Source organism: Acinetobacter sp. 24-47-64 (assembly GCF_057737055.1).
The window spans coordinates 2,317,549-2,343,706 of record NZ_CM173215.1; the positions used below are offsets into that span (position 1 = coordinate 2,317,549).

27 protein-coding genes are annotated in these 26,158 nt (G+C 39.4%); 11 read left to right on the forward strand and 16 right to left on the reverse strand.

Features of this window, described 5'->3' with window-relative positions; genetic code table 11:
• Positions 1 to 174 precede the first annotated feature (174 nt).
• Both AC1M85_RS11020 and AC1M85_RS11025 read left to right on the forward strand, forming a co-directional pair.
• On the forward strand, positions 175 to 909 hold the full coding sequence (locus AC1M85_RS11020) for a phosphoadenylyl-sulfate reductase (protein ID WP_035269807.1): 735 nt from the start codon (positions 175 to 177) through the stop codon (positions 907 to 909).
• A gap of 166 nt (positions 910 to 1,075) precedes the next feature.
• Complete coding sequence (locus tag AC1M85_RS11025) at positions 1,076 to 2,530, forward strand: WS/DGAT/MGAT family O-acyltransferase (RefSeq protein ID WP_051586630.1); 1,455 nt, start codon at positions 1,076 to 1,078, stop codon at positions 2,528 to 2,530.
• A 52-nt stretch (positions 2,531 to 2,582) separates the two neighbouring features.
• Here the strand turns inward: AC1M85_RS11025 and AC1M85_RS11030 are convergent, their stop codons facing one another.
• The 6 genes from AC1M85_RS11030 to AC1M85_RS11055 all read right to left on the reverse strand — a co-directional run bounded on the left by AC1M85_RS11030 (position 2,583) and on the right by AC1M85_RS11055 (position 7,362).
• Positions 2,583 to 2,750, reverse strand: coding sequence for a PA1571 family protein (locus AC1M85_RS11030; RefSeq protein WP_171076802.1), 168 nt, complete (start codon positions 2,748 to 2,750; stop codon positions 2,583 to 2,585).
• 136 nt (positions 2,751 to 2,886) lie between these two features.
• Positions 2,887 to 4,341 (reverse strand): ribonuclease G, encoded by a 1,455-nt coding sequence (gene rng / locus AC1M85_RS11035; RefSeq protein ID WP_035269804.1) that lies wholly within the window; start codon positions 4,339 to 4,341, stop codon positions 2,887 to 2,889.
• Between the two features lie 51 nt (positions 4,342 to 4,392).
• Entirely contained in the window at positions 4,393 to 4,959 is a 567-nt protein-coding gene (locus AC1M85_RS11040; RefSeq protein ID WP_488213075.1) for a Maf family nucleotide pyrophosphatase, read from the reverse strand.
• Complete coding sequence (gene mreD, locus AC1M85_RS11045; protein WP_488213076.1) at positions 4,947 to 5,441, reverse strand: rod shape-determining protein MreD; 495 nt, start codon at positions 5,439 to 5,441, stop codon at positions 4,947 to 4,949. The genes AC1M85_RS11040 and mreD overlap by 13 nt, the downstream gene beginning before the upstream one ends.
• Positions 5,428 to 6,285 (reverse strand): rod shape-determining protein MreC, encoded by an 858-nt coding sequence (gene mreC / locus AC1M85_RS11050; RefSeq protein ID WP_035269796.1) that lies wholly within the window; start codon positions 6,283 to 6,285, stop codon positions 5,428 to 5,430. Before mreC ends, mreD begins: the two co-directional genes overlap by 14 nt.
• Positions 6,286 to 6,315: 30 nt before the next feature.
• Positions 6,316 to 7,362, reverse strand: coding sequence for a rod shape-determining protein (locus AC1M85_RS11055; RefSeq protein ID WP_035269793.1), 1,047 nt, complete (start codon positions 7,360 to 7,362; stop codon positions 6,316 to 6,318).
• Positions 7,363 to 7,495: 133 nt separating this feature from the next.
• On the opposite strand from AC1M85_RS11055, the gene gatC reads away from it, so the two are divergent.
• The 3 genes from gatC to gatB are packed head-to-tail and all read left to right on the forward strand — an operon-like array spanning position 7,496 to position 10,809.
• Positions 7,496 to 7,810, forward strand: a complete 315-nt coding sequence (gene gatC / locus AC1M85_RS11060; RefSeq protein ID WP_035269791.1) for an Asp-tRNA(Asn)/Glu-tRNA(Gln) amidotransferase subunit GatC — start codon at positions 7,496 to 7,498, stop codon at positions 7,808 to 7,810.
• A 45-nt stretch (positions 7,811 to 7,855) separates the two neighbouring features.
• On the forward strand, positions 7,856 to 9,334 hold the full coding sequence (gene gatA, locus AC1M85_RS11065; RefSeq protein WP_488213077.1) for an Asp-tRNA(Asn)/Glu-tRNA(Gln) amidotransferase subunit GatA: 1,479 nt from the start codon (positions 7,856 to 7,858) through the stop codon (positions 9,332 to 9,334).
• Positions 9,334 to 10,809 (forward strand): Asp-tRNA(Asn)/Glu-tRNA(Gln) amidotransferase subunit GatB, encoded by a 1,476-nt coding sequence (gatB, locus tag AC1M85_RS11070; protein ID WP_481595093.1) that lies wholly within the window; start codon positions 9,334 to 9,336, stop codon positions 10,807 to 10,809. The genes gatA and gatB overlap by 1 nt, the downstream gene beginning before the upstream one ends.
• A 68-nt stretch (positions 10,810 to 10,877) precedes the next feature.
• Here the strand turns inward: gatB and AC1M85_RS11075 are convergent, their stop codons facing one another.
• Entirely contained in the window at positions 10,878 to 11,735 is an 858-nt protein-coding gene (locus AC1M85_RS11075) for a putative phage abortive infection protein (RefSeq protein ID WP_481593601.1), read from the reverse strand.
• Between the two features lie 402 nt (positions 11,736 to 12,137).
• Here AC1M85_RS11075 and AC1M85_RS11080 point away from each other — a divergent pair, with 402 nt between their 5' ends.
• Positions 12,138 to 13,037: an NADP-dependent oxidoreductase gene (locus tag AC1M85_RS11080; RefSeq protein WP_488213078.1), complete on the forward strand. Its 900-nt coding sequence runs from the start codon at positions 12,138 to 12,140 to the stop codon at positions 13,035 to 13,037.
• Positions 13,038 to 13,175: 138 nt separating this feature from the next.
• On the opposite strand, the gene AC1M85_RS11085 is transcribed toward AC1M85_RS11080, so the two are convergent.
• Complete coding sequence (locus AC1M85_RS11085) at positions 13,176 to 13,661, reverse strand: hypothetical protein (RefSeq protein ID WP_488213079.1); 486 nt, start codon at positions 13,659 to 13,661, stop codon at positions 13,176 to 13,178.
• Between the two features lie 307 nt (positions 13,662 to 13,968).
• On the opposite strand from AC1M85_RS11085, the gene salA reads away from it, so the two are divergent.
• From salA to AC1M85_RS11100, 3 genes are all read left to right on the forward strand, one after another.
• Positions 13,969 to 15,276, forward strand: coding sequence for a salicylate 1-monooxygenase (salA, locus tag AC1M85_RS11090; RefSeq protein ID WP_488213080.1), 1,308 nt, complete (start codon positions 13,969 to 13,971; stop codon positions 15,274 to 15,276).
• A gap of 58 nt (positions 15,277 to 15,334) precedes the next feature.
• On the forward strand, positions 15,335 to 16,699 hold the full coding sequence (locus tag AC1M85_RS11095; protein ID WP_051586596.1) for an MFS transporter: 1,365 nt from the start codon (positions 15,335 to 15,337) through the stop codon (positions 16,697 to 16,699).
• A 123-nt stretch (positions 16,700 to 16,822) separates the two neighbouring features.
• Positions 16,823 to 17,713 carry a LysR family transcriptional regulator gene (locus AC1M85_RS11100; RefSeq protein WP_481591665.1) on the forward strand — a complete coding sequence of 297 codons (891 nt, stop codon included), beginning with the start codon at positions 16,823 to 16,825 and terminating at the stop codon, positions 17,711 to 17,713.
• A gap of 71 nt (positions 17,714 to 17,784) precedes the next feature.
• Here AC1M85_RS11100 and sbmA read toward each other — a convergent pair whose 3' ends face one another.
• From sbmA to AC1M85_RS11120, 4 genes are all read right to left on the reverse strand, one after another.
• A complete protein-coding gene (gene sbmA, locus AC1M85_RS11105) occupies positions 17,785 to 18,984 on the reverse strand; it encodes a peptide antibiotic transporter SbmA (protein WP_481589098.1) in 1,200 nt (399 codons plus the stop codon).
• A gap of 165 nt (positions 18,985 to 19,149) precedes the next feature.
• Positions 19,150 to 19,488, reverse strand: coding sequence for an FKBP-type peptidyl-prolyl cis-trans isomerase (locus tag AC1M85_RS11110; RefSeq protein WP_035268363.1), 339 nt, complete (start codon positions 19,486 to 19,488; stop codon positions 19,150 to 19,152).
• Between the two features lie 38 nt (positions 19,489 to 19,526).
• Complete coding sequence (locus AC1M85_RS11115; protein WP_481593645.1) at positions 19,527 to 20,057, reverse strand: YaeQ family protein; 531 nt, start codon at positions 20,055 to 20,057, stop codon at positions 19,527 to 19,529.
• Between the two features lie 102 nt (positions 20,058 to 20,159).
• Entirely contained in the window at positions 20,160 to 21,161 is a 1,002-nt protein-coding gene (locus AC1M85_RS11120) for a CobW family GTP-binding protein (RefSeq protein WP_180028078.1), read from the reverse strand.
• 581 nt (positions 21,162 to 21,742) lie between these two features.
• Here AC1M85_RS11120 and AC1M85_RS11125 point away from each other — a divergent pair.
• Together AC1M85_RS11125 and AC1M85_RS11130 are read left to right on the forward strand one after the other, a co-directional pair.
• On the forward strand, positions 21,743 to 21,973 hold the full coding sequence (locus AC1M85_RS11125) for a hypothetical protein (protein WP_035268355.1): 231 nt from the start codon (positions 21,743 to 21,745) through the stop codon (positions 21,971 to 21,973).
• Between the two features lie 233 nt (positions 21,974 to 22,206).
• Positions 22,207 to 22,551 (forward strand): hypothetical protein, encoded by a 345-nt coding sequence (locus tag AC1M85_RS11130; protein WP_488213081.1) that lies wholly within the window; start codon positions 22,207 to 22,209, stop codon positions 22,549 to 22,551.
• 31 nt (positions 22,552 to 22,582) lie between these two features.
• On the opposite strand, the gene AC1M85_RS11135 is transcribed toward AC1M85_RS11130, so the two are convergent.
• From AC1M85_RS11135 to gltS, 4 genes are all read right to left on the reverse strand, one after another.
• Positions 22,583 to 23,098: an acyl-CoA thioesterase gene (locus AC1M85_RS11135; RefSeq protein ID WP_179998589.1), complete on the reverse strand. Its 516-nt coding sequence runs from the start codon at positions 23,096 to 23,098 to the stop codon at positions 22,583 to 22,585.
• 170 nt (positions 23,099 to 23,268) lie between these two features.
• Entirely contained in the window at positions 23,269 to 23,448 is a 180-nt protein-coding gene (locus AC1M85_RS11140; protein ID WP_035268348.1) for a hypothetical protein, read from the reverse strand.
• Positions 23,449 to 23,601: 153 nt separating this feature from the next.
• Entirely contained in the window at positions 23,602 to 24,597 is a 996-nt protein-coding gene (locus AC1M85_RS11145) for a patatin-like phospholipase family protein (protein ID WP_488213082.1), read from the reverse strand.
• A gap of 131 nt (positions 24,598 to 24,728) precedes the next feature.
• The gene (gene gltS, locus AC1M85_RS11150) at positions 24,729 to 25,976 is read right to left on the reverse strand and encodes a sodium/glutamate symporter (RefSeq protein ID WP_180028146.1); all 1,248 of its coding nucleotides are present in this window, start codon (positions 25,974 to 25,976) and stop codon (positions 24,729 to 24,731) included.
• Positions 25,977 to 26,158 lie beyond the last annotated feature (182 nt).

Genomic DNA, 26,158 nt, shown 5'->3' on the forward strand with positions numbered 1-26,158 from the left:
ATTTGCAATATCATAGCCGAAGATTGCCGAATATCGATGTAATTTTTTAAATCTATTTTATTCATAAGTATTTATTTTTATTTCATAAGATAAATCTCTGAATTCAACTAAAATATACATCAAATATTTTAATATAGGACTTGTTGTTTCCAAGCCTATATCGCCAGGATTCTCATGACTACCATTCCAAGCATAGATTTAATTGATGCACTTGCATCAGAGTATGAAGATAAATCCCCTTCGGAAATTATAGCCTTAGCTTTAAATCAAACAGGTGAAATTGCCATTTCATTTTCAGGTGCTGAAGATGTTGTATTGATTGATATGGCTGCAAATTTAGGTAAACCTTTTCGCGTGTTTAGTCTTGATACAGGTCGCTTGCATTCTGAAACTTATCAATTTATTGAGACTGTTCGTAAGCACTATAATATCAACATTGAAATATGTTTCCCGGAAGCTGAAGCTGTTCAGAATCTGGTCAACGAAAAAGGACTGTTTAGCTTTTATCAAGATGATCATAAAGAGTGTTGTGGTATCCGTAAGGTTCAACCTCTTCGTAAAAAGTTAGCAACACTTGATGGTTGGATCACGGGTCAACGTAAAGATCAAAGTCCGGGTACACGTACTGAAATTCCAGTGATTCAAGCTGATCTAGGTTTTTCAGGTGAAGGTAAACAACTCATTAAATACAACCCTTTGGCGAATTGGACGAGTGCTGACGTTTGGAATTATATTCGCATGATGGAAATTCCATATAATCCATTGCATGAAAAAGGTTTTATTTCAATTGGATGTGAACCATGCACGCGTCCAGTACTTCCAAATCAGCACGAGCGTGAAGGTCGTTGGTGGTGGGAAGAAGCAACGCATAAAGAATGTGGTTTACATTCAGGTAATTTAAAAAAGTAAAAACTGTCTCACAAAGTTTTAAGCCACTGATTTAAAGTGGCTTTTTTGTACTGACCATTCATTAAAAAAATTTATGCCCCCTCCAACAAATACGTCTATACTGATCTCTTGGATTGATAATTCTAAAAAACAATTTTAGAAATTTGCAGTGAGGCAAACCTAGACTATGCGCCCATTACACCCGCTTGATTTTATTTTCTTATCTTTGGAAAAAAGACAACAGCCCATGCATGTTGGCGGATTATTTTTATTTGAAATTCCAGAAGATGCGCCACCAACCTTTATTCAAGATTTAGTGGCAGATATTCGCAACTCAAAATCTATTCCAATTCCACCGTTTAATAATAAATTAAACGGACTGTTTTGGGATACAGACACTGAATTCGATCTTGATCATCACTTCAGACATATTGCTCTACCACATCCTGGTCGTATTCGTGAGCTACTCACCTACATTTCCCAAGAGCACAGTTCATTAATTGATCGAGCTAAGCCATTATGGATGTGTCATATCATTGAAGGCATTGAAGGGAATCGTTTCGCCATGTATTTCAAAATACATCATGGGATGGTCGATGGTATTGCAGGCATGCGTTTAATTGAAAAATCACTCTCTCATGATCCAAATGCAAGAAGTATCGTTCCGCCATGGTGTGTTGAAGGTCCGCGTGCTAAGCGACTTAAAACACCTAAAGTAAGCCGTGCAAAACAAATCTTGTCTAATTTGAAAGGTCAAGTGCAGTCTACACCGGGTGTATTCAAAGTGCTGTCTGAAACTGTCTTTAAAGATATGGGACGTAATCCGGACTATGTATCTAGTTTTCAAGCCCCAAGTAGTATTCTGAATCAAAAAGTCAGCTCATCACGTCGTTTCGCTGCTCAGTCATATGAGTTTAAGCGTCTCAACCATATTTCAAAATCACTGGGTGTGACCATTAACGATATTGTGCTTGCGATTTGTTCCGGTGCTTTACGTGAATATTTAATCAGTCAAAGTGCTTTACCAGAAAAACCATTAATCGCTATGGTTCCTGTCTCCGTTCGTACGGATGATTCAGATATGTCAAATCGTATTACGATGATTCTGGCGAACTTAGCGACACATAAAGCCGATCCATTAGAACGACTCGATCTTATTCGTCGTAGCGTAATGAATGCAAAACAAAAATTTAAACGCATGACTTCAGATCAGATTCTCAACTATAGTGCCTTCGTATATGGTCCTGCAGGTTTAAATATCATCTCTGGTTTAGCACCTAAGCGTCAGGCATTTAACCTCGTTATTTCTAACGTACCAGGACCTAAAGAGCCGCTATATTGGAACGGAGCACGTTTGGACGCACTTTACCCTGCTTCTATCGTACTTGATGGTCAAGCGTTGAATATCACAATGACCAGTTATATGGATAAATTAGAAGTCGGTTTAACCGCATGTCGAAATGCTTTGCCTAAGATGCAAAATTTATTGACCCATTTAGAAGATGAGATTCAACGATTTGAAAAAATTGTGGGTCTACCTGAAGATGAAAAACCGCAGATTATGAAAAAGGCTACTAAGCGTAGTGCAGCAAAGAAACAAGTAGTAGCGGATATAGAAATTGCAAATGAAAAACCAGCTTAAGGCTGTATATTTCGATATTCACAAAAAAATTAAGGGGCTTTAAAAAGGCCCCTTAATTTTTAATATTACGACACTGCTTGATTAATTGCTGACAGAGCGAAACGACCATCGCTTGTGTAACTCGAACTTCTTGACCTTGATCGTTGAGCATCAAGCAAGCGCTTTTGTTTGAATCCACAATTTGACGATGGCTACCCGCTAATTGTTCCGTTAAATTCATACCCACTTTGACCTCACTTTGCTAAGACAACATCGCTGTCTTTGGCTATTCGATTTGATTTCTTAAGTATTGAGAAATCGAGATCGAATGTAAAATCTCAGTTGTAACAAGTGTTTAACGATATTCTGTTACAATTTCAATTCAAAATGATATCGTATTGCTCTTGCGTGTATAAATTTTCGACTTGGAACTTAATGACACGTTTCACAAAATGCTCTAAATCAGAGACGGCCGCAGCTTCTACGGTTAATAATCGATCCACAACCGATGGATGCGCAACGACAGTAAAGTCAGTCTGAGACTCAAAATCTCGAGCATATCTTAATATCTCTCGAAAGATTTCGTAACAAACAGTCTCGGCACTTTTCACATAACCACGTCCCTGACACGTTGGACAAGACTCACATAACAAATGTTCAAGTGATTCACGCGTCCGTTTACGCGTCATTTCTACCAAGCCAAGCTCAGACACTTGGGTGATTTTAGTTTTTGCATGGTCACGTTCTAAGACTTTTTCAAATTGCTTAAGCACTTCATCACGGTGTGAGGCCTCTTGCATATCAATAAAGTCAATAATGATAATTCCACCTAAGTTGCGCAGTCTGAGTTGACGCACAATGACTTGTGTCGCTTCCATGTTGGTCTTAAAGACGGTGTCCTCAAGAGAGCGTCCACCTACATATGAGCCTGTATTGACGTCAATAGTGGTCATGGCCTCCGTCTGATCAATCATGAGATAACCACCAGACTTTAAAGCAACACGTGTTTGCAGTGCTTTTTGAATATCTGTTTCAACATTGTATAAGTCGAATATCGGACACTCACCAGGATAATGTTTCAGACGATCAACCATATTTGGTACAAACTCAGCCACGAACTCTTGTAGCTTGCCAAACACTTCTCTTGAATCGACTTGAATTTTTACCGTATCTTCATTTGCCAGATCACGGATGATACGTTGAGGAAGTGGTAGCTCTTCAAAGATAAGTGATGGCACCACGACACTTTTTTGTTTACGCTGAATAAATTCCCAAAGTTTTGCCAAATACGCCATATCTTGCGCAATAGCGGCTTCTTCGATCCCCTCTGCTGCAGTTCGTACAATGACAGAACCGGGTAACTTATGTTCAGCTTGAATACGCTCAATGATCGAACGTAAACGATCACGCTCTTCTTCTGATTCGATTCGCTGAGACACGCCAGTATGATGTCCATAAGGCATCATCACCAAATAGCGAGAAGGAATGGAAAGATCAGTACTTAAACGCGCACCTTTCGTGCCTAACATATCTTTCATGACCTGCACTGTCAGAATCTGACCTGGTTGCAGAAGATCAAAGACATTTGGCGTCGGTTGATTACGAGGCCAAATCATGTCATTGATATGTAAAAAAGCAGTACGAGATAAGCCAATGTCTACAAATGCCGCTTGCATACCAGGCAATACACGTACAACTTTGGCTTTATAAATATTCCCGACTAAACCACGTTTAGCGTTGCGTTCAACAAATAGTTCGTTGACCGTCCCATTTTCAACTAACGCCACCCGACACTCCATTGGGGTGACGTTAATCAACAACTCGTCAGACATAAAAAACACTCAAAACATTATAAAAATTTTTTAAAAGGTTAATTTAGTGCCTTAACCACTTTTCAATATTTGATTCAGTAACTGTGATGTTTCATGTAAAGGCAAACCCACCACATTGGTGTAGCTACCTTCAATACGAGGAACGAACTTTGCGGCGATTCCTTGTATTGCGTAAGCCCCTGCTTTTCCTACAGGTTCCCCAGTTGACCAATATTCTTCCATATCATGATGACTGAGTGATTGAAAATCAACCTTTGTGCTCACTACTGTACTTATTGTTTTATGTTGTGAAGACACACAAACGCCACTGAGGACTTCATGCTGACGTCCTGACAAGGATTGCCAAATTTCAAACGCATGTTGCTTCGAGTCAGGTTTGCCAATAATTTGTCCATCTAAACTGAGGCTTGTATCTGCGGCAATGACCACCGCATCTGGAAATTGTGCTAAAACAACCTGAGCTTTTTGTTCTGCCAAACGTCGAACATAATCATGCGCTTGCTCACCATCATGTACAGACTCATCGATTTCTGGACTAAAAATATCAAATTTCAGTCCAAGCTGTGCAAGCAGCTCTTTACGCCGAGGCGAGCTCGACGCCAGAATTAAATTCGCCATTTTCTAAGCAAATAATACAAGATGGGCCAAGTTAAAATACTGCTCATTAGTGGCTGCCAATGACGAGTAATCGAAAATTGCATATCGGAAATAATTTGTGCAAAAAGGACATAAATCAAATGTGCCAATATAGCAACACTAGCGATTGCCCAAGTATTTCCAAACGTCATTAAACGGCGTTCACGCACAAACCAACGGATGCTAAATGTTAGTAAAACGAAGCTTAACGCATGTAATCCAAGGGGTGCATCAAGCAGTAAATCGGTAAATAATCCGACTGCAAAAGCAAACCAAACGCCACACCATGTCGGTTGAAGCAAGATCCAATACACCGTAATCATCAACATGATCAGCGGTCGCCATCCTGCCAATGTATAAGACAGAGGATACACCACCAACACCGAACCAATAATGATTGAAAGCACGATAATCCATAGTGGATCACGTGTTTTAACTGATGATATTTTTTTAGCGCTGAGCATGAGGTTGCTCCATGGCTAATGAGTCTGAGAACAGTACCACCACATGGTGTCCACCTGCCAATTGAGCTGCAGGTTTCACGTCTATCTGCGCAAACTCACCGGTATTTTCACGTTTAACTTTGGACACTGTTCCGACCAAATAACCCGCAGGAAAATGTTGTCCTAAACCTGAACTATACACCTTGTCCCCGACTTTGACGTTAGCGCTGGTCGGTACATATTCCATTTTCAAACGACCTAAATCACCAGTGCCTGACACAATGGCACGCATCCCAGAGTTTTCAAGACGTACAGATAAGGAGTGTTCTTTATCAGACAATAACATGACACGGCTACTGTGCGGATAAACATTGATGATCTGCCCCATGATACCGTTATCGTCCAACACCGTTTGCCCGACACGCAGTTGGCTCGCAGCACCTCGGTTAATGATAATGATATGACGTAACGGATCAGCATCTGTGCCGATCACCTCAGAGATTTCCATACGACCGTCAATGATCAAAGGCGTATCCAATAATCCACGTAAGCGCGTATTTTCAGCAGAAAGTTCTGAGAGTTTTTGAAGGCGAACCTGAGCCTGAAGCAACTCTGCCTGCATCGCAGTATTCTCACGACGCAGTTGCGCTTCAGACTTGGTTTGTTGACTGAGCCATTCTTTCGATAAAACGGGATAGCTTGCAATGGCATAAATGGGATTGTATGCCGCGTACAAGACATCTCTTGCTGGTTGAATCAAGTGTGGAGCGCGCCAATTAAACATTAACACGAACAAACACACGATGACTGCAATGATGAAAGAGCGAAAAGATGGCGGTTGTCTTGAAAACAGATTCGGTTGCACCGCCTCGTCCTTAAATTAAATTACAGAAAATTAACCAACAAACAGCATGTCATGGTTCGGGTTGTCAAAGAGTTCTAAGACTTTACCACCACCACGTGTTACGCAAGAAAGCGGATCTTCAGCAACTACTACTGGCAAACCTGTTTCTTGTGACAATAACTTGTCTAAGTTACGTAATAGCGCACCACCACCAGTCAATACAATACCGCGCTCCGCGATATCTGATGACAACTCAGGAGGTGTTTGTTCAAGCGCAGATTTCACTGCAGAGACAATGCTTTGCAATGGATCAGTGATTGCTTGAGTAATTTCATCAGAAGTCACCGTAATTGCGCGCGGAACACCTTCCGCCAAGTTACGACCTCGAACTTCGATTTCTAGCACTTTGCCATCTTCATCTGGAAGTGCCATACCCACTTCTTTTTTGATGGTTTCAGCTGTCGTTTCACCAATGACGCAACCGTGTGCTTTACGAACATAATGAATAATTTGTTCGTCAAAAACATCACCACCAATGCGTAATGAGTCTGCATAGACACAACCTTGCAATGAAATGATTGCAATTTCAGTTGTACCACCACCTACGTCTACGACCATCGAACCACATGCTTGCTCAACTGGCATGCCTGCACCAATCGCTGCTGCCATTGGCTCTTCGATTAAACGTACATCACGTGCGCCTGCATTGAATACAGCCTCACGAATCGCACGACGTTCAACCAAAGTTGATTTACATGGCACACACACCACAACACGTGGCGCTGGTGGGAAAAGACGCTTTTCATGCACTTTACCAATAAATTGGTTTAACATGGTCTCAGTGACTTCGAAATCCGCAATCACGCCATCTTTCATTGGACGAATTGCAGAAATATTCGCAGGGGTACGACCAAGCATTTGCTTAGCATCCAAGCCAACAGCGGCAACTATTTTTTGTGAACCACTGTGACGAATTGCCACAACAGTCGGTTCATTTAATATAATGCCCCGTCCTGGCGCATAAATTAGTGTATTAGCGGTGCCTAAATCTATGGCTAGATCTGGCGAAAACAAGCCAATTAGTCGTTTTAGAATCACGGGTCGTTCTCAGTTCAACGTTATATAGACGTAAGATGGCAACTTTAACTAAATGTGATGCTTTGGACAAGTCAATCGCTTATTATAACGCATGATATTTTGAATATTTTTATTACTGATTAGGTGAGACAGCATGTCAGCATCAGATGCTCAGCAATCTGCAGATTTAAATGCACAAACCGTTTCAAGCATTGCACACTTAGCACGCTTGTCTTTGGATGACACTCAATCTGCTGAATATGCTCAAAGTTTGAATAAAATTTTAGGAATGATGGAAACCTTGAAAGGCATTGATACCGAAGGTGTTGAGCCATTAAAGAGCCCATTTGACCATCCGCAGCCATTACGTGAAGACGCTGTGTCTGAACAAAACCATCGTGATGACTATCAAGCCGTTGCACCAGCTGTGCAAGACGGTTTGTATCTTGTTCCACGTGTAATTGAATAATTGTTCAGTTTTGCCCTATTTAAATTTTAGTTAAGAATTTTTCTCATGACAGATTTACATCGCTTATCGGTTCGTGAACTTATCGATGGTTTAGCAAACGCTAAATTCTCTTCACGTGAATTGACGCAACATTATTTAAACCGTATTGAAAAAATTGATGCACAAGTCAAATCATATGTCACTGTGACTGCTGAACAAGCATTGGCTCAAGCTGATGCAGCTGATGCAGCGATCAAAGCAGGTACAGCAACCACTTTGACTGGTTTACCTATTGCACATAAAGATATTTTCTGTACGCAAGGCATTAAAACCACGGCTGGTTCTAAAATGCTAGACAACTTTATCTCTCCGTACGACGCAACCGTTGTAGCGAAAGGTAAAGCTGCGGGCCTAGTGACTTTAGGTAAAGTGAACATGGACGAATTTGCCATGGGTTCTACATCAGAATCATCTTACTTTGGTGCAACGGCGAACCCTTGGGCGCTTGACCGTGTTCCGGGTGGTTCTTCAGGTGGTTCTGCTGCGGCAGTTGCAGCTGACCTTGCACCGTTTGCGACTGGTACAGATACAGGCGGTTCAATCCGTCAACCTGCATCGTTCTGTGGTCTTACAGGCTTAAAACCAACCTATGGTCGTGTATCACGTTTCGGTATGATTGCCTATGCATCATCACTTGACCAAGGCGGTCCAATGGCGCGTTCGGCAGAAGACTGTGCTTACCTCATGAACGTGATGGCAGGACATGACGCAAAAGATTCAACCTCTGTACAAAAAGATGCTGATGACTACGTTGCAAACTTGAACGGCACGTCTGTAAAAGGATTACGCATTGGTATTCCTAAACAGTACTTTAATGTTGAAGGTTTGGCTGCTGACGTTAAAGCACGTGTTGAAGAATCTCTAAAAAAATTGGAAGAGATGGGCGCAACGCTTGTTGAAATTGACCTCAACATGACTGAAGCTTATGTTCCAACCTATTACCTGATTGCCCCTGCTGAAGCATCGTCTAACCTGTCACGTTTTGACGGCGTACGTTATGGCTACCGCTGTGAAGATCCAAAAGACATCATGGACTTGTACAAACGTTCTCGTTCTGAAGGTTTTGGTGCTGAAGTTCAACGCCGTATCTTGATTGGTACTTATGCGCTGTCTGCAGGTTATTACGATGCCTACTATGTCAAAGCACAAAAAGTACGTCGTTTAATCCAACAAGATTTCTTAAAAGCATTCGAGTCTGTTGACGTGATTGCTGCGCCATCTGCACCAACAACGGCCTATAAGATTGGTGCAAACCTTTCTCCAGTTGAAATGTACTTGGGCGATATCTATACCATCGCGGTCAACCTTGCAGGTCTTCCTGCGATTAACGCGCCTGTTGGTTTTGATCAAAATAATTTACCTGTTGGCTTACAGTTGATTGGTAACTACTGGTCAGAATCTCAATTGTTGTCTGTGGTGCACCAATACCAACAAGCAACTGATTGGCACACCAAACGCGCTGTAATTGCTGAGGAGAATGCATAATGGCGAAGAATAATGCAAAACCTAAGTCAAATTTGATTGATGGTTGGGAAGTCGTTATTGGTATTGAGATTCACACTCAACTTGCGACTAAATCTAAAATCTTCTCAGGTTCTTCAACTGAATTTGGTCAAGACCCAAATACACAAGCGAGCCTTGTTGATTTGGCAATGCCGGGCGTACTGCCTGTATTGAACAAAGAAGTGGTTGATCTTGCCATTCGCTTTGGTTTGGGTATTGATGCGTATATCGACCAAGCGTCTGTATTTGCACGTAAAAACTATTTCTACCCTGACTCTCCAAAAGGCTACCAAATCAGCCAAATGGACAACCCGATTGTGGGCTTGGGTCATATCGACATCCAACTTGAAGATGGCACAGTAAAACGCATTGGCGTGACACGTGCGCACCTTGAGGAAGATGCAGGTAAATCGATCCATGACCAATTTGAAGGGATGTCAGGCATCGACTTAAACCGTGCAGGGACACCACTTCTTGAGATTGTATCTGAACCCGATATGCGTTCGGTTGAAGAAGCAGTTGCTTACATTAAAGCGATTCACACACTTGTGCGTTGGTTAGGTATTTCTGATGGTAACATGGCGGAAGGTTCATTCCGTGCCGACTGTAACGTATCACTGCGTCGTCCAGGTCAACCATTCGGTACACGTTGTGAATTGAAAAACTTAAACTCATTCCGTTTCATTGAACAAGCGATCAATGTTGAAATTGAACGTCAAATGGAAATCTTGGAATGGGATGGCACCATCGACCAAGAAACGCGTTTGTTCGACCCTGTGAAGATGGAAACGCGTTCTATGCGTTCGAAAGAAGAAGCGAACGATTACCGCTACTTCCCAGATCCAGACTTGTTGCCTGTGATCATTGCAGATGAGCAAATCGAAGCGATTAAAGCGACTATGCCTGAGCTTCCTGCTGCACGTCGTGCGCGTTTTGTAGCGGACTTTGGTGTGACTGAGTACGATGCTCACGTTCTGACATTGACTCGTGAAATGTCAGAGTTTTATGAAGAAGTTGTTAAGGCTGCGGGCGGTGCTGCACAAGGTAAGATTGCTGCAAACTGGGTGATGGGTGAATTCTCAGGGGCGCTGAACAAAGCAGGCTTAGAATTGGCTGATTCTCCTGTATCTGCTGAGAAATTGGGTGGCATGATTGCACGTATTGTGGACAACACGATTAACGGTAAGATTGCAAAACAAGTGTTCGGCTTTATGTGGGAAGAAGGCAAAACTGCGGACGAGATTATTGCTGAAAAAGGCTTGAAACAGGAAACTGATACAGGCGCAATTGAAGCGATTATTAAAGACGTGCTTGCTGCGAACGAGAAAATGGTTGAAGAGTATAAATCTGGTAAAGAGAAAGCCTTTAACGGTCTTGTTGGTCAAGTGATGAAAGCCGCGAAAGGTAAAGCTAACCCTGCTCAAGTCAATGAATTAATGAAGAAATTGATTGGTTAAAACTGATTAATTTTGGAATAAAAAACCCGCTTTAGAGCGGGTTTTTTAATCTAATAAAATGATAGTTTCTATTGAAATGCAGTTTTACTAATCTTCTTACATTCCTCAATCAATTTTATATTCTTTTTATAGTCTTGAATTGTATCAGTATCTAGGTCAAAAAAATATTGATAAGGCATATTTCTAAGAAATCCAAGCTCTTCAATTAATTGCTTAAGTTTTGATTTTTCTAAGCTATAAATTGCAGCCATTTGAAGTATTTCCTGAGGAATTACTGCTATTACCACTTCAGTATAAAAGTTGATTCTTTGGTCTCTCTCTTCATTTTCCAAGTTAATCTCCTTTAATTTTACTTGAATAAAATTTAGTAGATTTTCCAAGGAACGAAAATAATTTATGAACTTATATTGTTTCTCCCAATTAAAATTACCACTTTCTATTTCTATAAATAATTTTCTATAAACTTCTCTATGCTCATTATGCTGAGAGTAAAAAACATTAAGATATTGAAAGTTCTGTAATAAACTACAAAATAAATTATCAAATTGTTGTAATTTTTGAGTTTTCTGAATTTCTTTTTGAGTATTGGCATTATCTTCTAGTGCTTCTGTACTTTTGCTTAATTCTTTACGACTTACTTTTAATGTTTGATATGTCACAAACCATGTAGCAAATAACAGAATTATACTAATGAAACCAATAATTGGATTTAATGTGCCACCAACAAAATCTCCAAATGCTCCCCAAGTTGAAACATAGTCGTCTTTAGCATTAGGTAATAAAAGAGGTAATTGATGTCTTAAAATTGAATTTTCTGTTTTGATTACATCTTGGTAAAAAAAATAATAAAGTTTTGCAAAGTAAAAAAATGTTCCTAATGCAATTAGTACTCCAATTACGCCTAAAAATATTTTTAAATCCTTCATACTAAATTCAACAAATATCTTTTAATATCAAAATTATACTTTATAAAAAAGGGAAATATCTCCTTAAATAGAACTTTTAATAATAGAGCAGACTTAGAACATATATTTAGAACCCTGATCCTCTTGCGCAACAGTGCAGCTCATCCCATTGGGAGAGGGAGTGTCATGTAATTATTTTGATACGCGGTGTTCCCTCTCTTGAGCAATATTTAAAGCATTGCTTTTAAATCGAAGCGCAAGTGATGAGAATCCTCAAAATATATTTTGAGTTCGCAAGGGAGAGGTATCTTTTAAAGTAAAAAAATCTAAACATCAGAAAACACTGTTCTATTTTTCGATCTTCATTTGCCTGCTTTCACTCTTCTATACTGATTTCATCATCAAGAAGAAATGAATCAAATCATGAAATCAACAGTAATGAACGCCCAAAGCTACGGACAACCCGAAGTCCTTGAATTTACAGACTACACACTCCCACCATTAAACACTGAAATGGCACGCATCCAAGTCAAAGCCGCAGGGATTAACCCCATTGATGCACGTCGCATGACAGGTGAATTCAAACATGCACAACTCCCACAAACTTTCGGAACTGAGTTTGCAGGTGTAATCGTAGACGTAGCTGAAAACAGTGCATGGAAAGTCGGTGACGACGTGCTGGGTTCTGGTGGAGCATTTACCCATGCAACCGTGATAGACGTTCCTCTCGCCAATTTAGTCGCAAAACCGAAAAATATAGAATGGTCGATTGCAGGCTCGATTGCAGGAGCAGCTCAAACTGCCATGACCATTTTAGATGAAACTGGTCCAATGCAAAGCTTATTGGTACACGGAGGATCAGGCGGTGTGGGTTCAATCACCATTCAATTGGCAGTGAATCGTGGCATTACAGTTGTGGCAACAGCATCAGCAAAAAACCAAGACTATATCCGCAGTTTAGGGGCGATTCCTGTCGTGTACGGCGAAGGTTTAATTGAGCGTCTGAAACAAGTCCATCCAGATCAATTTGATGCTTCAATTGATATGGCAGGTAACGAGGATGCCACTCAAGCCTCATTGGCAACAGTGAAAAATGGCGGATTTATGGGCACGATTGCAGGACGTAAACTCTCATCTGCTAAAATTCAAGCAGTATGGGTTAAACGTAATGTTTCCAATTTAAAACACGTGGTTGAAGGCGTTGCAAATAGCACCTTCAATTGGACAGTTAGTCGTGAATATCTTTTTAAAGAAGCACAGCAAGCCTATCGAGACATTTTAGAGGGTCATACGCAAGGTAAAAGCGTACTGTTATTCAAATAATTTCTGTGCGTACAATGTGAAAAAGGCAGGATAACATCCTGCCTTTTCTCTAGTTTGAATTATGATATTGAGTAACTCTACACTACATTCATCAAACGCTAAATTATGTATATTCTTACGATTGATTGAAATTCGAATTTAGCGAGTGATCCCAAGCTTGTTCCAAATATCTGGGGTGAGGAATGTTGTCACCAATTTATTTAAATCAATATAACGCACCACCCCTTTCAGCTGATTATTCACTTCAGGGTTTTTAATGATTTCCTCCCCTGCACTACGACCCAATGCTTGGAAACTTTCACCAACAGCTTGAATACCCTCAGCTTGAATCACCGCTTTGGTCTGTGTTGAACATTGTTCTACGATCACACGTTGCAAGACTTGCGCTAACTTTTGATCCAATGCAGTACGTTGCTCAGCACTGACATTACTAAAGCCTTTTAAATCAGGATGAGTAGACAGTGCTGAATATGTCCACTGTAATACTGTCGTTTTATCAGCAGCGGTCGTCGACTTAACCAAACAATCACTCAATTGATCTACAGCTTGTCCCGCATTCGAAAATGTCGATACACCCATGATCAAAGCCGATGCACACAATGTACGTAAAGCAGTTTTATTCATTTTTAATGTCATCACTTAAACTCAATTTTCATCGTTGTCATTATGTTTTTGTTGTATCACATCCTGAGTGCATTTCCCTACAGATACACTGTAAAACAAGTAAGCACATGAAAATTTAGGTAGTAAATTTGCTAAATCATGCACATGAATGATCATATATTGACAATAAAGCTTCAAAAACAGTGGGAATAGACGTCAAATTCAAACTATCAATTTTTTAAATAGTTTTTACCAAAAAATATAAATTGGATAAGTATTTAAAAATCAGTAATGATCTTATTCAGGGCAAACAACTCGGAATTGAATCATGGAAAGAAGAATTAAGATTGCGCTCATTGGTGGTGGTATTGCTGGATTAGCTTTAATGACCAACCTGGTAAGAAATAAAAAATTTGATGTGCATTTATATGAGTCAGCAGCACAATTTTCAGAAATTGGCGCAGGCATTTCATTTGGTGCCAATGCTGTTAAAGCAATTGAGCTTTTGGGCTTAGGTGAAGAATATCACGCCATTGCGGATACAGTTGCTGCGCCTTATCAAGACATCTGGTTCCAATGGCGTAATGGCTATACGGATGAATACCTATCGGCTTCAATCGCACCTCAAGTCGGTCAATCTTCTGTGCATCGTGCTGATTTTTTAGATGCACTTATTCCATTCGTTCCTTCACAAAATGCACATTTCAATAAACGTGTGCAATCTGTTGAAGCTTCGAGCGCTGGTGTTCGTTTAACTTTCCAAGATGGTGAAGTGGTTGAAGCTGATTACGTGATTGGTTGTGATGGTATCCATTCTGTTGTGCGTGATCATGTATTGGCATCCCATCAACTTCCAAAGGTTGATCCTCAATTTTCAGGAACATGGGCTTATCGCGGCATTATCAAGTATTTAGATTTTAAACAGGTCATTGCAGAACTTGGACACGATCCTGAACTTGCAGATGTCCCACAAATGTTATTGGGTAAAGACAAACACATCTTAACTTTCCCTATTCGTAAAGGTGAAGAAATCAATATTGTTGCCTTTAAATCAGATCGCAAGAATACAACTCTGCCAGAAGGGACTCCTTGGACACGACCAACAACCAAAACTGAAATGCTGGCTGATTTTGCGGATTGGAGTGAGAGCTGTCGCGCATTACTGAACTTAATTGAAAAACCTACCATCTGGGCCCTTCATGAGATTGAGCCACTTAAGACCTATCAAAACAGCGAACACAATGTAATTTTGATTGGTGATGCAGCACATGCGATGTTGCCACACCAAGGAGCTGGTGCTGGTCAAGGTCTTGAAGATGCTTTAATTCTTTCTGCATTATTCAAACATCTGGAACATCACTCAGCGCAAATCAGCACTGAAGACCTTGCACAACTCTCTCATGTCTATGAGCAACTGCGCAAAGAGCGTGCCATCCGTGTACAAAACACATCACGAGAATCTGGTGAGATTTACGAATTATATTCACCCCTGTATCCAGACTTTGACAGTGTAGGTCAACATTTGGCACACCGTTTTGATTGGTTATGGCAACACGATTTAGAAAAAGACGTTGTACTCGCACAACATCGCTTAGGCCAAGCAATAGAGAAACATCTCGTGGCTGAAGCCATATAAATAAGCAAAAACATTAACAGGACTGTTATCAACCGATTCATTGACCAGGGAGGTCTCCATGAATACGTTAAATGCAAATGAGATTATTGATCATGCCAAACTCAAAGCCATTCACTGGCGAGTCATCTTACTCAGCGCATTGATTATTATTTTTGATGGCTATGACTTAGTCATCTACGGTGTGGCATTGCCTAAACTCATGCAAGAATGGGCAATCGATCCAATGACGGCGGGCTTCTTAGGAAGTCTTGCCCTCTTTGGCATGATGTTTGGAGCCATCATTTTTGGCAGTATGAGTGACAAACTTGAAAAATATGGCTTTAGCCGTAAAAAACTGATTGCAGTTTGTATTGTCATTTTTAGTGGTTTTACCGTGATGTGTGGACTAGCGAGCAATCCTCAAGAGTTCGGGATCTATCGCTTTATTGCTGGCTTAGGTCTTGGTGGCGTGATGCCGAACGTTATTACACTAATGACAGAGTATGCGCCTAAGCGTTTACGCTCCACCTTAGTGTCATTGATGTTTAGTGGTTACGCTGTAGGCGGAATGTGTTCTGCCATTTTAGGCATGTGGCTAGTACCGCAATTTGGCTGGAAAATCATGTTTATGATTGCAGGTATTCCACTCATTCTATTGCCAATCATTTGGAAGTTATTGCCTGAATCCATCGATTATTTGGTTCGTCAAAACAAGCATAAAGAAGCTGCTCATATCTTAGAACAAATTGACACAAATCTAAGAATTCCTGCTGATATGCGCATTAGTCTGCATCAAGAAAACCAAGAATCGTCTAAATCACCAGTGAAAGACTTATTTACTGAAAGTCGTGGTGTAACTACTGTTCTATTCTGGGCAAGTGTCTTTATGGCATTGGTATTGGTATATGCACTTGGTAACTGGTTACCTAAACTGATGATGGAAGCTGGCTACAACCTCTCAACCAGTTTAGTGTTCCTATTTGCGCTCAATATTGGTGGTATGCTGGGTGCAATCTTTGGTGGTTTTTTTGCTGATAAATTCAGTTTACCTAAAGTTCTTTGCACCTTGTTTGTGAGCGGCGCAATTTCCCTATTCTTATTAAGCTATAACTTACCTACCATGGTGCTTTACTTCTGTGTAGCAGTCGCAGGTGCAGCATCGATTGGCGGACAAATTTTATTATTGGCTTATATGTCACAATATTATTCATCTAACATACGTGCGACAGGCCTAGGTATGGCACTTGGCGTAGGTCGTTTAGGCGCGATCTTGGGTCCGATCTTATGTGGATGGTTACTCAGCCTTAATTTGCCAGTTCAATATAATTTCATTGCCTTATCTATCCCTTGTATGATTGCAGTGATCAGTGTGACTGCGATCCATCTGCGCAATAAAAAAATTGCAGGCGCAGCAAACGGCGTTAAAAACGTGGCTTATGAGTAAATGATTCATCAACAACATGTAAGTCATTAAAAATAAAAGAGAGAGTTAACTCTCTCTTTTTTTGTTACAGTGGTTATTCGATATAGCGACTGTCTCTAAATATTTACAAGGAATGTAAAGTTGATCGATTTAAGTCTGATTAAAGTTTTTATTATTATTTATCAAACTCAAAATATCAGTCACGCCGCAGAACGTTTGAATCTCAGTCAACCTTCCGTCACCTATAATTTAAATCGACTGCGGAAAATGCTGAATGATCAGCTTTTTGTACGTGACAAGTTTGGTGTTAAACCCACAAAGCTTGCACAAAGTCTTTATCCAAGTTTCTACGAAGCAATTGTTAAAATTGATATGGCAATTGATTCTGCCAAGCATTTCGACCCGCTAACCTCTTCAAAAGTATTTCGTTTAGGCATTTCTGATTTAGGAGAAATTTGTTTACTTCCCTCGCTGATTGAATATTTAGAACAACATGCTCCCAATATCAAACTTGAAATTGAGGAAATTCACTCAGAAAAAGTAGAGGAATGGCTGGTTGAAGGCTTTTTGGATGTGGCTGTTTTTAATAGCAGTCACACCATTATGCCCAAAATTGAATCTCGAAATTTGTTTGAGGAACGTTATGTCTGTATCGCTAAAAAAGAGCATCCGCGCATACAGCAAAAGCTCAGCATGGACGCGTATTTATCGGAAAAACATGTTGCGATCAAATCGAGTACTGGTCATATTGAAATTGATCAGCGTTTAAAAGAACTTGGTCATTCTCGTCAGATCATGCTTGAAGTCCCCCACTTCAGTGTTTTGCAGAACGTGGTAAAACACTCAGAACTTCTGGTTACTCTGCCTTCGAGAGCCGCGAAGGTTTATCAACAGCATACGGATATCCAAATTTTTGAACTCCCTTTTGAAGTTCGCCCATTCAATGTCAGTGTTAACTGGTATAACCATAAGGATGACTTAGACGCACGTAAGTGGTTTTGTAAGATTCTAAAAAATATTTTCAGCACGCTCTAAGTTCTCACTCAGACATAAAAAAGGCTCGTATATACGAGCCTTTTTTTAATAATTTAAATCCATGATGGGCACTACTTATCCAAAATAGATTCAAATGCTTTTAGACGTTTACGGATAGAAAGTAGCTCAATAATCGTTTTCCACGAACTCACCAAGTATTGGAATGACTCACGAACACGATTGAATACACCCATAATTTGTTGGATCAATCCCAGTGTCAACAGGCCTGCTGCAATCGCGGGGAACAACACAAATAACATATACAGATTATCCAGTTGTCCATACCAACGTGCAAACAAGTTGAAATAGGCATAATGGAAATACAATTTAAAATAGTTAGCACGAATATTCTTAAAAAGTTGTTTTAAGGTTGCAGGTTGCGCACGATTTTCATGGTCTTCGCCGTATACCAACTCTTTACGATATGCCGCTTCCACTTTTTGATTATTAAATTCTAATCCTGGCAGTTTCATACCCACCACCATTAATAAGACAGTTCCAAATACCGCCCATCCAATCGCTGCCCATACTAAAGAATATTGCAACTCACCAATAAATGGTAAAACAGGCACTTTCGCAGACAATGCAAATAATAAAGGAAGAAAGGCAATTAACATCAGTACTGCACGGACTAACTCGACCCCTAAATCCTCAACGATCGTTGCAAAACGCATGGTGTCTTCCTGTACACGTTGAGAAGCACCTTCGATATGACGTAATTTCTCCCAATGCTGAACATAGTATTCGTTCATTGCTGTACGCCATCTAAAAATATAGTGACTGGTAAAGAAAGCGCTGATGACGCCTGATGTCACTGAAATACTGGCCAAGCTGATAAAAGTCCATGATTCCGCATAGAGTTTATCCACCTCACCACCACCAGAATTTAAAATCTGTTGAATAGAATCCCAAAATGGTACATACCATGCATTCACAGCAACGCTGACTTGTACTGTTAACCAAATATTAAAAAGGATAAATGCAGATCCCCATACTGACCAACGCTGCCACGGATTGTCTGATTTTATTTTCCAAAACAGTGCAAATAAGGCGGTCGCCACCAAGAACCATAGATAGAACCACAAAAATTGCGGTGACCAAAAACGACTGATATTAATCGCAAGTTCAGCTTCTGCATAACCTTGAGGAAAACCTAAATATTCGCCCCATTGTTTTCCATCCGCAAAAAACCATAAAGCGAGATTAATAAAAAACCATAAGACGACAGAGAGAAAAAACCACTTTGGGTTCGGAAAAAATGACTTAAACATTCAGCGCTTATATCCCTAATTTTGTTTGAATGAATTTTCTGAATAGTAATCCTAATTCTGCTGAGTCGGTGCGTTTTTTAGAAATTTTTTGTTATATCTATTGCACGCTCAGGATTGTTGTAACATAAAAAAGCCCCGCAATGCAGGGCTTTTCATCGACTTTAATTAATCGCGAGTTTTTACATCGTACAATTCAATTTCAAAGATTAGATTAGAATTGGCTGGAATAATATTCCCCATTTTACGCTCACCATAAGCCAAATGTGCAGGCACAATCAGTTTACGCTTACCCCCAACTTTCATTCCAATAATACCTTGATCCCAACCTTTAATGACACGACCTGTACCAATCACAGTCTCAAAGTAATTACCACGGTCTAATGATGAATCAAACTTCGTACCATCTTCCAACCAACCAGTATAATGCGTGGTAATTAAAGCACCTTTTACAGCCTCTTTACCTTCACCTACCACCAAGTCAATAATTTCTAATTCAGCCGTCATGTGCTTACTCCAAATTTAATCGTTAAAATCTTAGTGGCTTACTGTAATTGAGTCCACTCAATCTCAGCTTGACCTTGATCAGAAATCAATGTCCACTCGCCATCCATCACATTCAATTGCAGTTGCATTGTACGTTCGCACAATGCTTGGATTTGTGTCGTTGTTTGTTCACTGAGTTGCCAGATTTGCACATTTTTCAATGTTTTCAATTTACTGTTGCGCTTATACCATTCATCCACTGATGATCCATAAGTGACCACCGCAACTTCTTTACAACGCGCACTCGCTTTTTTTACTTTATCTTCGTCTGGACTACCCACTTCAATCCACTTTTCCAACTGACCTGTTAAATCTTTCTGCCAAAGTGCTGGCTCATCAGTTTCAAATAAATCTTTAGTAAATTCTAAATGCTCATCTGCAAAACGAGCATATGCCAATACTCGAACCATCAAACGTTCAATCGTTTCCGACGGATGTAGAGCCATCGTTAACTGATAGTCGCCATATTGATGAACATCCATATTGGCTATGTTTAAATCTGCTTTATAAATCGTCGCTTTTAACGCCATAAGGGGTATCCTCAAATTTGGTGCTAAGCATACCCGATTCAGCGTACATTGAGAAAATGCTTTTCAATCCGTCTGTATTCTGAGTTGAATGATCTAACGATTTTATTGATCATCGATTCGCGCCTTAAGAATTGATTGCTCTAAATGCTCCCAATCTTGATTCTGCTGGGTTATCACTTCAATCCTATTATCAGTATTCTCTTCGCCTGATTTGTAATTGAATTGATCAGGATTAAAATTGAATGTCATCCAACCTTGGTTGGTATTGAAGATGCCTTTAATACGTACCCAGTGTTTTAGCTCACAAAGGATGTCTAATAATTCATAAAAATCAAACTGCCAACGTTTTGGAAGCTTCCATCCTGCCACAATATACCCTTGAGCCTGTTCGACGTAATGATATGGAAGTTGCTTTACAGCTGGCATTTCCTCCTCAGCTTTGAACTGTCGCTGAACCTTGAATAAGGGTTGCATTGAACGCTGAATTCCCACATAAGGATAATCAATTTGTTCTAAGCGAATATTGCCTTGATCAGCTTCAAGCCAATGTGGAATATAAGCTAAATATTGTTGTTTTAAACCAGCCAATTGTTTTCGATCCATGTCATTCATGTCCGAAGCATGAGACACAACCACAACTTGAGCCGCTTTTAACTGATCTTGATATAAACTCTGCCTCATCCAATCAGAGTCATGTAAACGAGATCCATCAATCACTGTTACTACAGAACGCATCGCAACTAAATGTTGCCAATGTGGTTCAGTCAGTTGTTCAACCAACTGTGCAGGATGACCCAACCCTGTCGGCTCTATAAATAGCCGATCTGGTTGAGATTCTTGTAATAACCGAGACAATGCAATTTGCATTGGCAATTGACTTGTACAACACAGACATCCACCCAATAGCTCTTTGATTTCATAGCCATCATTATTTGGCAATAACTGTTGATCAACGCCAATTTGACCAAACTCATTCATCAATACAGCCCATCGCTCATTTTTAGGTTTAAATTTGAGAAGTTGTTGTAAAAGCGTGGTTTTCCCTGCACCTAAAAAACCTGTAATGATATGTGTAGGCACTGACTGAGTTGCAAGTACTTTCAAAATGGATCTCTGAATTTGAAGAGGTGTACGGATTCTTGTCGGAATTTATCTAAAAAACAAGTCTAGGATAATTTTCCTCATAATTTATATGAATGCATGAATTCTAAAGACTAAATGATTGGAATTAAATAGGATAAGTGAACTGTTGAATCAAAATTAAAAATATGTAAATCTATTTCACAGATCATTACTCTGAATTTAATTCAAAACTTCAATTTTGATTTTCTAATCGAACCTTTTCAAATGTAAAACTAAGTAAAAAAATTGCTGTTTTTTTCTTCACCATGACATATTTTTTGACAACTTTATGAGGCATATTGACTCTCATTGAGACAAAAAAACTACATTACACCTTGGTTTGTTAGTCGTGCGTTAACTATCGTGTTTCACTTTGTTGCATTGATTGCCCAATTGAGCTTCTGGACTTAGGATGAATTTCGTTGACTCGCTAACCGTATTAGATGCGATTCAGCTTTTAACATTTTACGCGATGATCTAGATTTAATTTCATATTCGCTTCTCTCCTCGGAAAGCTTATGAGATTAAATTCTAATTTATTTTATTGAATAAGGATGCCACTCATGAATTTAGTTAAAACTTTATTAGCAACTACACTTGCCTTCACAGCTTTCTCAACATTTGCTGCAACAGAAGCAAAAGATGAAAAAAAACAGGAAGTGTTGATTTCTTCTCAAGAACAACCAGTGAATGCTGAAACTACTGCTGCTGGTCAACCAACAGCTGCTCAACCGGGTACAGAGGTTGCAGCTGAAGAAGGTACTGAAGCTCCTGTAGCTCAACCTGCTCAGTAATTAATCAAAAATAAATTGACTGAATTTTAGACCAAGTCTTCCCCCGATGGCTTGATCTGATTAAAAGTAGAGCTTTGCTACAGCTCTACTTTTTTATGCCTGTTTTTTTTTGAATAATTCTCTATAAATTACGATAAACACATATACATAATTATTACAAAACGATATAAATGACAAATAAATCGCATATTTTAACCAAAAAGCCAATTTAATTCTAAGCACGTGACATGAAAATGAAGAAATTTCTTGGGATATTTATACTCAGCCTATGGTTGGTTGCATGTTCCAAACCTTTACCAGAGGATAAACTGGATTATGTAGGACATTGGATTAGCGCGGACAGTCGTGTTCAATTGAATATTACTGCTAATGGTCGTATAGAATATAGTAACAATCAGCTCAGTAAAAAAACCGCCGTTTCAGCTCCAATTAAACAGTTTTCAGATACTGGATTTGAAACAGGTTTAGGTCCTATCAACACGAAATTTATTGTCACTCGTCAACCCTACAAGGATGCACAAGGCAACTGGTACATGATTGTCGATGGACATACCCTCGCCAAGCTACAAAATCCATAAAAAAAGACTTCACCATGTGAAGTCTTTTTTTTTAAACCGATTTCTTATATATGCTGCAAGAAGGATGATGATTTTCATTCAAACGAGCAATTTTACGGTGCTCAGCAGCTTCAAAACGACAACGTTTCCAGTCATTATCTAGGTTTAGCGGTGGAATTTGTTTTGGTTTCCCATTCTCATCCACAGCGACCATTGTGAAATAACAACTATTGGTATGTCGTACCGTACGTTTTTGAATATTTTGTGCTTCAACGCGGATCCCAATTTCCATTGAGGTACGCCCCACATGATTCACACTGGCTAAGAAAGTCACCAACTCACCCACGTGGATTGGTTCTTTAAAGTTCACTTTATCAACAGATAAAGTTACCACATAAGAACCTGAATATCGACTTGCACACGCATAAGCAACTTGGTCAAGCAGCTTTAAAATTGTTCCACCATGTACATTACCTGAGAAATTCGCCATATCCGGCGTCATTAATACAGACATCGTTAATTCAGACTGATCATCTGCAAGCGGTAACGCTTGGTTAAATTCGGACATAAATATTAGAACTCAATCATGACAGGAGATTTAATACACTATTATAACTTTTTTCTTGATTATAAAATGTTTAAATCAGAAACAAACTCCAATAATTTCAAGACTTGATAGCTTAAAAGTATCAGAGGAAATCATTCACTCTCTGAAGCTATGATAAATTTGCTTAAAATTTATTCATCTTTGACTAAACGAAGCATCTCAGCAGAAATATTATCGTATTTTAACTTTAACGATGCTTGATTCTTGACTTGGATTTCATAAGTTTCATCATAGTTAATTCGTATTATTTCGAATGTAATATCTGAATTTGACGCTAAATAAACAATTTGACCAACTTGAAAAACTGACACACTACACCTTAATTTATATTTCATCTTTTTAAGGGTTAGATAAAGTACTAACCCTCGTTTTTATCACCCCAATATACCAATCATTCAATTTATAACAATGATTTTACTTATTTTTTATAAATATTTTATGAGACAATTAAGATCTGATTTAATTTAGCAATTTAAACAAACAGCTCTTTTACTATCATCATGGGCAGGATACTGATGAGCATCATATTGTCCTATCGTCCGATGACGTACCTGTTCTAATAAACTAACCTTATTCAATGCTGCAGTCATACCTGCTTGAATCGTATTTTCACGACCCTTAACATCAAAGATATGTGGTTTTTCTCTTAGATCTGGCTGTATCACAATATCTGCATTTTTTAGCTCGTTATACGCGATCTTATTTTGCATAATATTTATATTTTGATTAAACATCCCCCACACATTCGAGGTTTCCGTGTGCTCTGGCTGGGCCAAAATATCAACAGCAATGACAATATCTGCCCCTAATTCTCTCGCCACATTGACTGGTACAGGGCTCACTAAACCGCCATCAACATAATCCTTATCAGCAATTTTTACGGGAATAAACATGCTTGGAATAGAGATAGAAGCTCTCACTGCTTGCCCAGTATTACCATAGTTAAATACTGTTAAATTTCCATTTTTTAACTCTGTTGCCACCACATACATTGGAATAGGAAGCTGTTCTAAGGGCATAAAGTCCACTTGTTTATTGACATAGTTCTCAACCTTAGCTCCATCAAAAAATCCTTGAATACCAATGTTAAAATCACGTACATCACTGACTTGCATATTTAATGCAACTTCACGTAACGATTTTGCTGATTTTCCACTGGCATATATTGACCCGACTATACTCCCTGCGCTGGTACCAACAATAAAATCAGGCTTGATTCCACGTTGCTCTAAAACTTCAATGACGCCAATATGCGCATAGCCTCGCGCTCCCCCACTCCCAAGCACCAATGCGATACTTGGAGCATCAGTTTTCTTATGCTTATTTTTAATGATATGAGATGAAGCATCCACCAAAGGTGTAGACACAGATTTTGAAAGCTGAGCTTTGGCTACAACCTGTTGACAGGCTTGTAAGCCAATCAAAGGTAAGAGGGAAATCAGGAGTACAAACTTCTTCATTGCATCAGAAATTAAAAAACAAAAATGAATGAAAGCATATCATTGACAAGTCGTCTGTATGAATTTTTTATGACAAAAAGCCCCATATGCGGGGCTTTTTGTACATGACATTTTATTAAGAAGATTTTATGTTAAGCAAAGAATTTTAAAATCATCTGAATTACAGTTGCATTAATTAAGTCAACAAAAAATGCGCCACATAAAGGTACAATGAGGAATGCTTTATGTGAAGGACCATACATATTTGTAATCGCCTGCATGTTTGCAACAGCTGTTGGTGTTGCTCCCATACCGAAACCACAGTGACCTGCTGCAAGAACTGCTGCATCGTAGTTTTTACCCATCACACGGAAAGTGACAAATGCTGCGTACAATGCCATAGTTAAGGTTTGAGCTGTTAAGATCACAACCAATGGGCCTGCAAGATCAGCCAATTGCCACAACTTAAGTGAAAGAAGTGCCATTGCTAAGTATAACGATAAAGAGGCATTACCAAATACATCAATTGCACGATCAAAGATTTCAACTTTCATCAGACCTTCGAGGATGTTACGCAGAATAACACCACCACCTAATGCCCAAACGAAAGTTGGAAGCTCAAACCAAGTGCCTTTACTATAACCTGTCATAAATTCAGCAAATGCCAAACACGCAGCAAATAAACCTAATGTGGTAATCGCATTATCCGCAGTGATTAAACGAACTTGATTACGGTTTTCAAAAGGCACAAACTCGCCTTGATCATTCGGATTTGCAATTGCATTCGCATCACGTGTGTCTTTTTCAACCGAATTAGTCACTGGTGATGAAAGCTGGTGCTTATTAATCAATAATTTCGCTAATGGACCACCAATCAAACCACCAATAATCAAACCAAATGTCGCACTTGCCATACCCAGTGCTAAAGCACCTTGAATACCATGCTCGACTTCTAAAATCTCACCCCATGCACCAGCAGTACCATGACCACCCGTTAAGGTAATAGAACCTGCAATTAAACCAATAAGTGGATCAATACCAAGTAACGTTGCAAGGCTCATACCGACAAAGTTTTGTACGATAATAAATGATGCGACACAGATCAGGAAGATCACCAGTCCCATACCACCTTCTTTGAGTTTGGCGAAGTTTGCACTCAAACCAATCGAGGCAAAAAACACCAACATGAAACTGGTTTGCAATTCACTACTCGTGGTAATGCTGTAGCCCCACAAATTGTGAACAATTAACGAAACTATGGCAGCAACCAAACCACCAGCTACAGGCTCTGGGATATTATATTTTTTTAAGAAGTCGATTTTGTTGACAAGAAAACGGCCAAGCAATAAAACTATTACTGCAGCAATTAACGTGTAAAAAGCGTTAAAAGTAAATTCCATCATTAATTCTCAGCAAATACAGATGACTGTTAATTCATATTATGCTTGTTTTTTAATCAATAAGATTTATTTCGAATCTCACATCCAAAAATAAACATATCCTTATTCAATATTGATTATCTAAAGGAATAGATAAATTTTTTAATTGAGTAACAATATATTAATTCCTCGATTTCATTGGA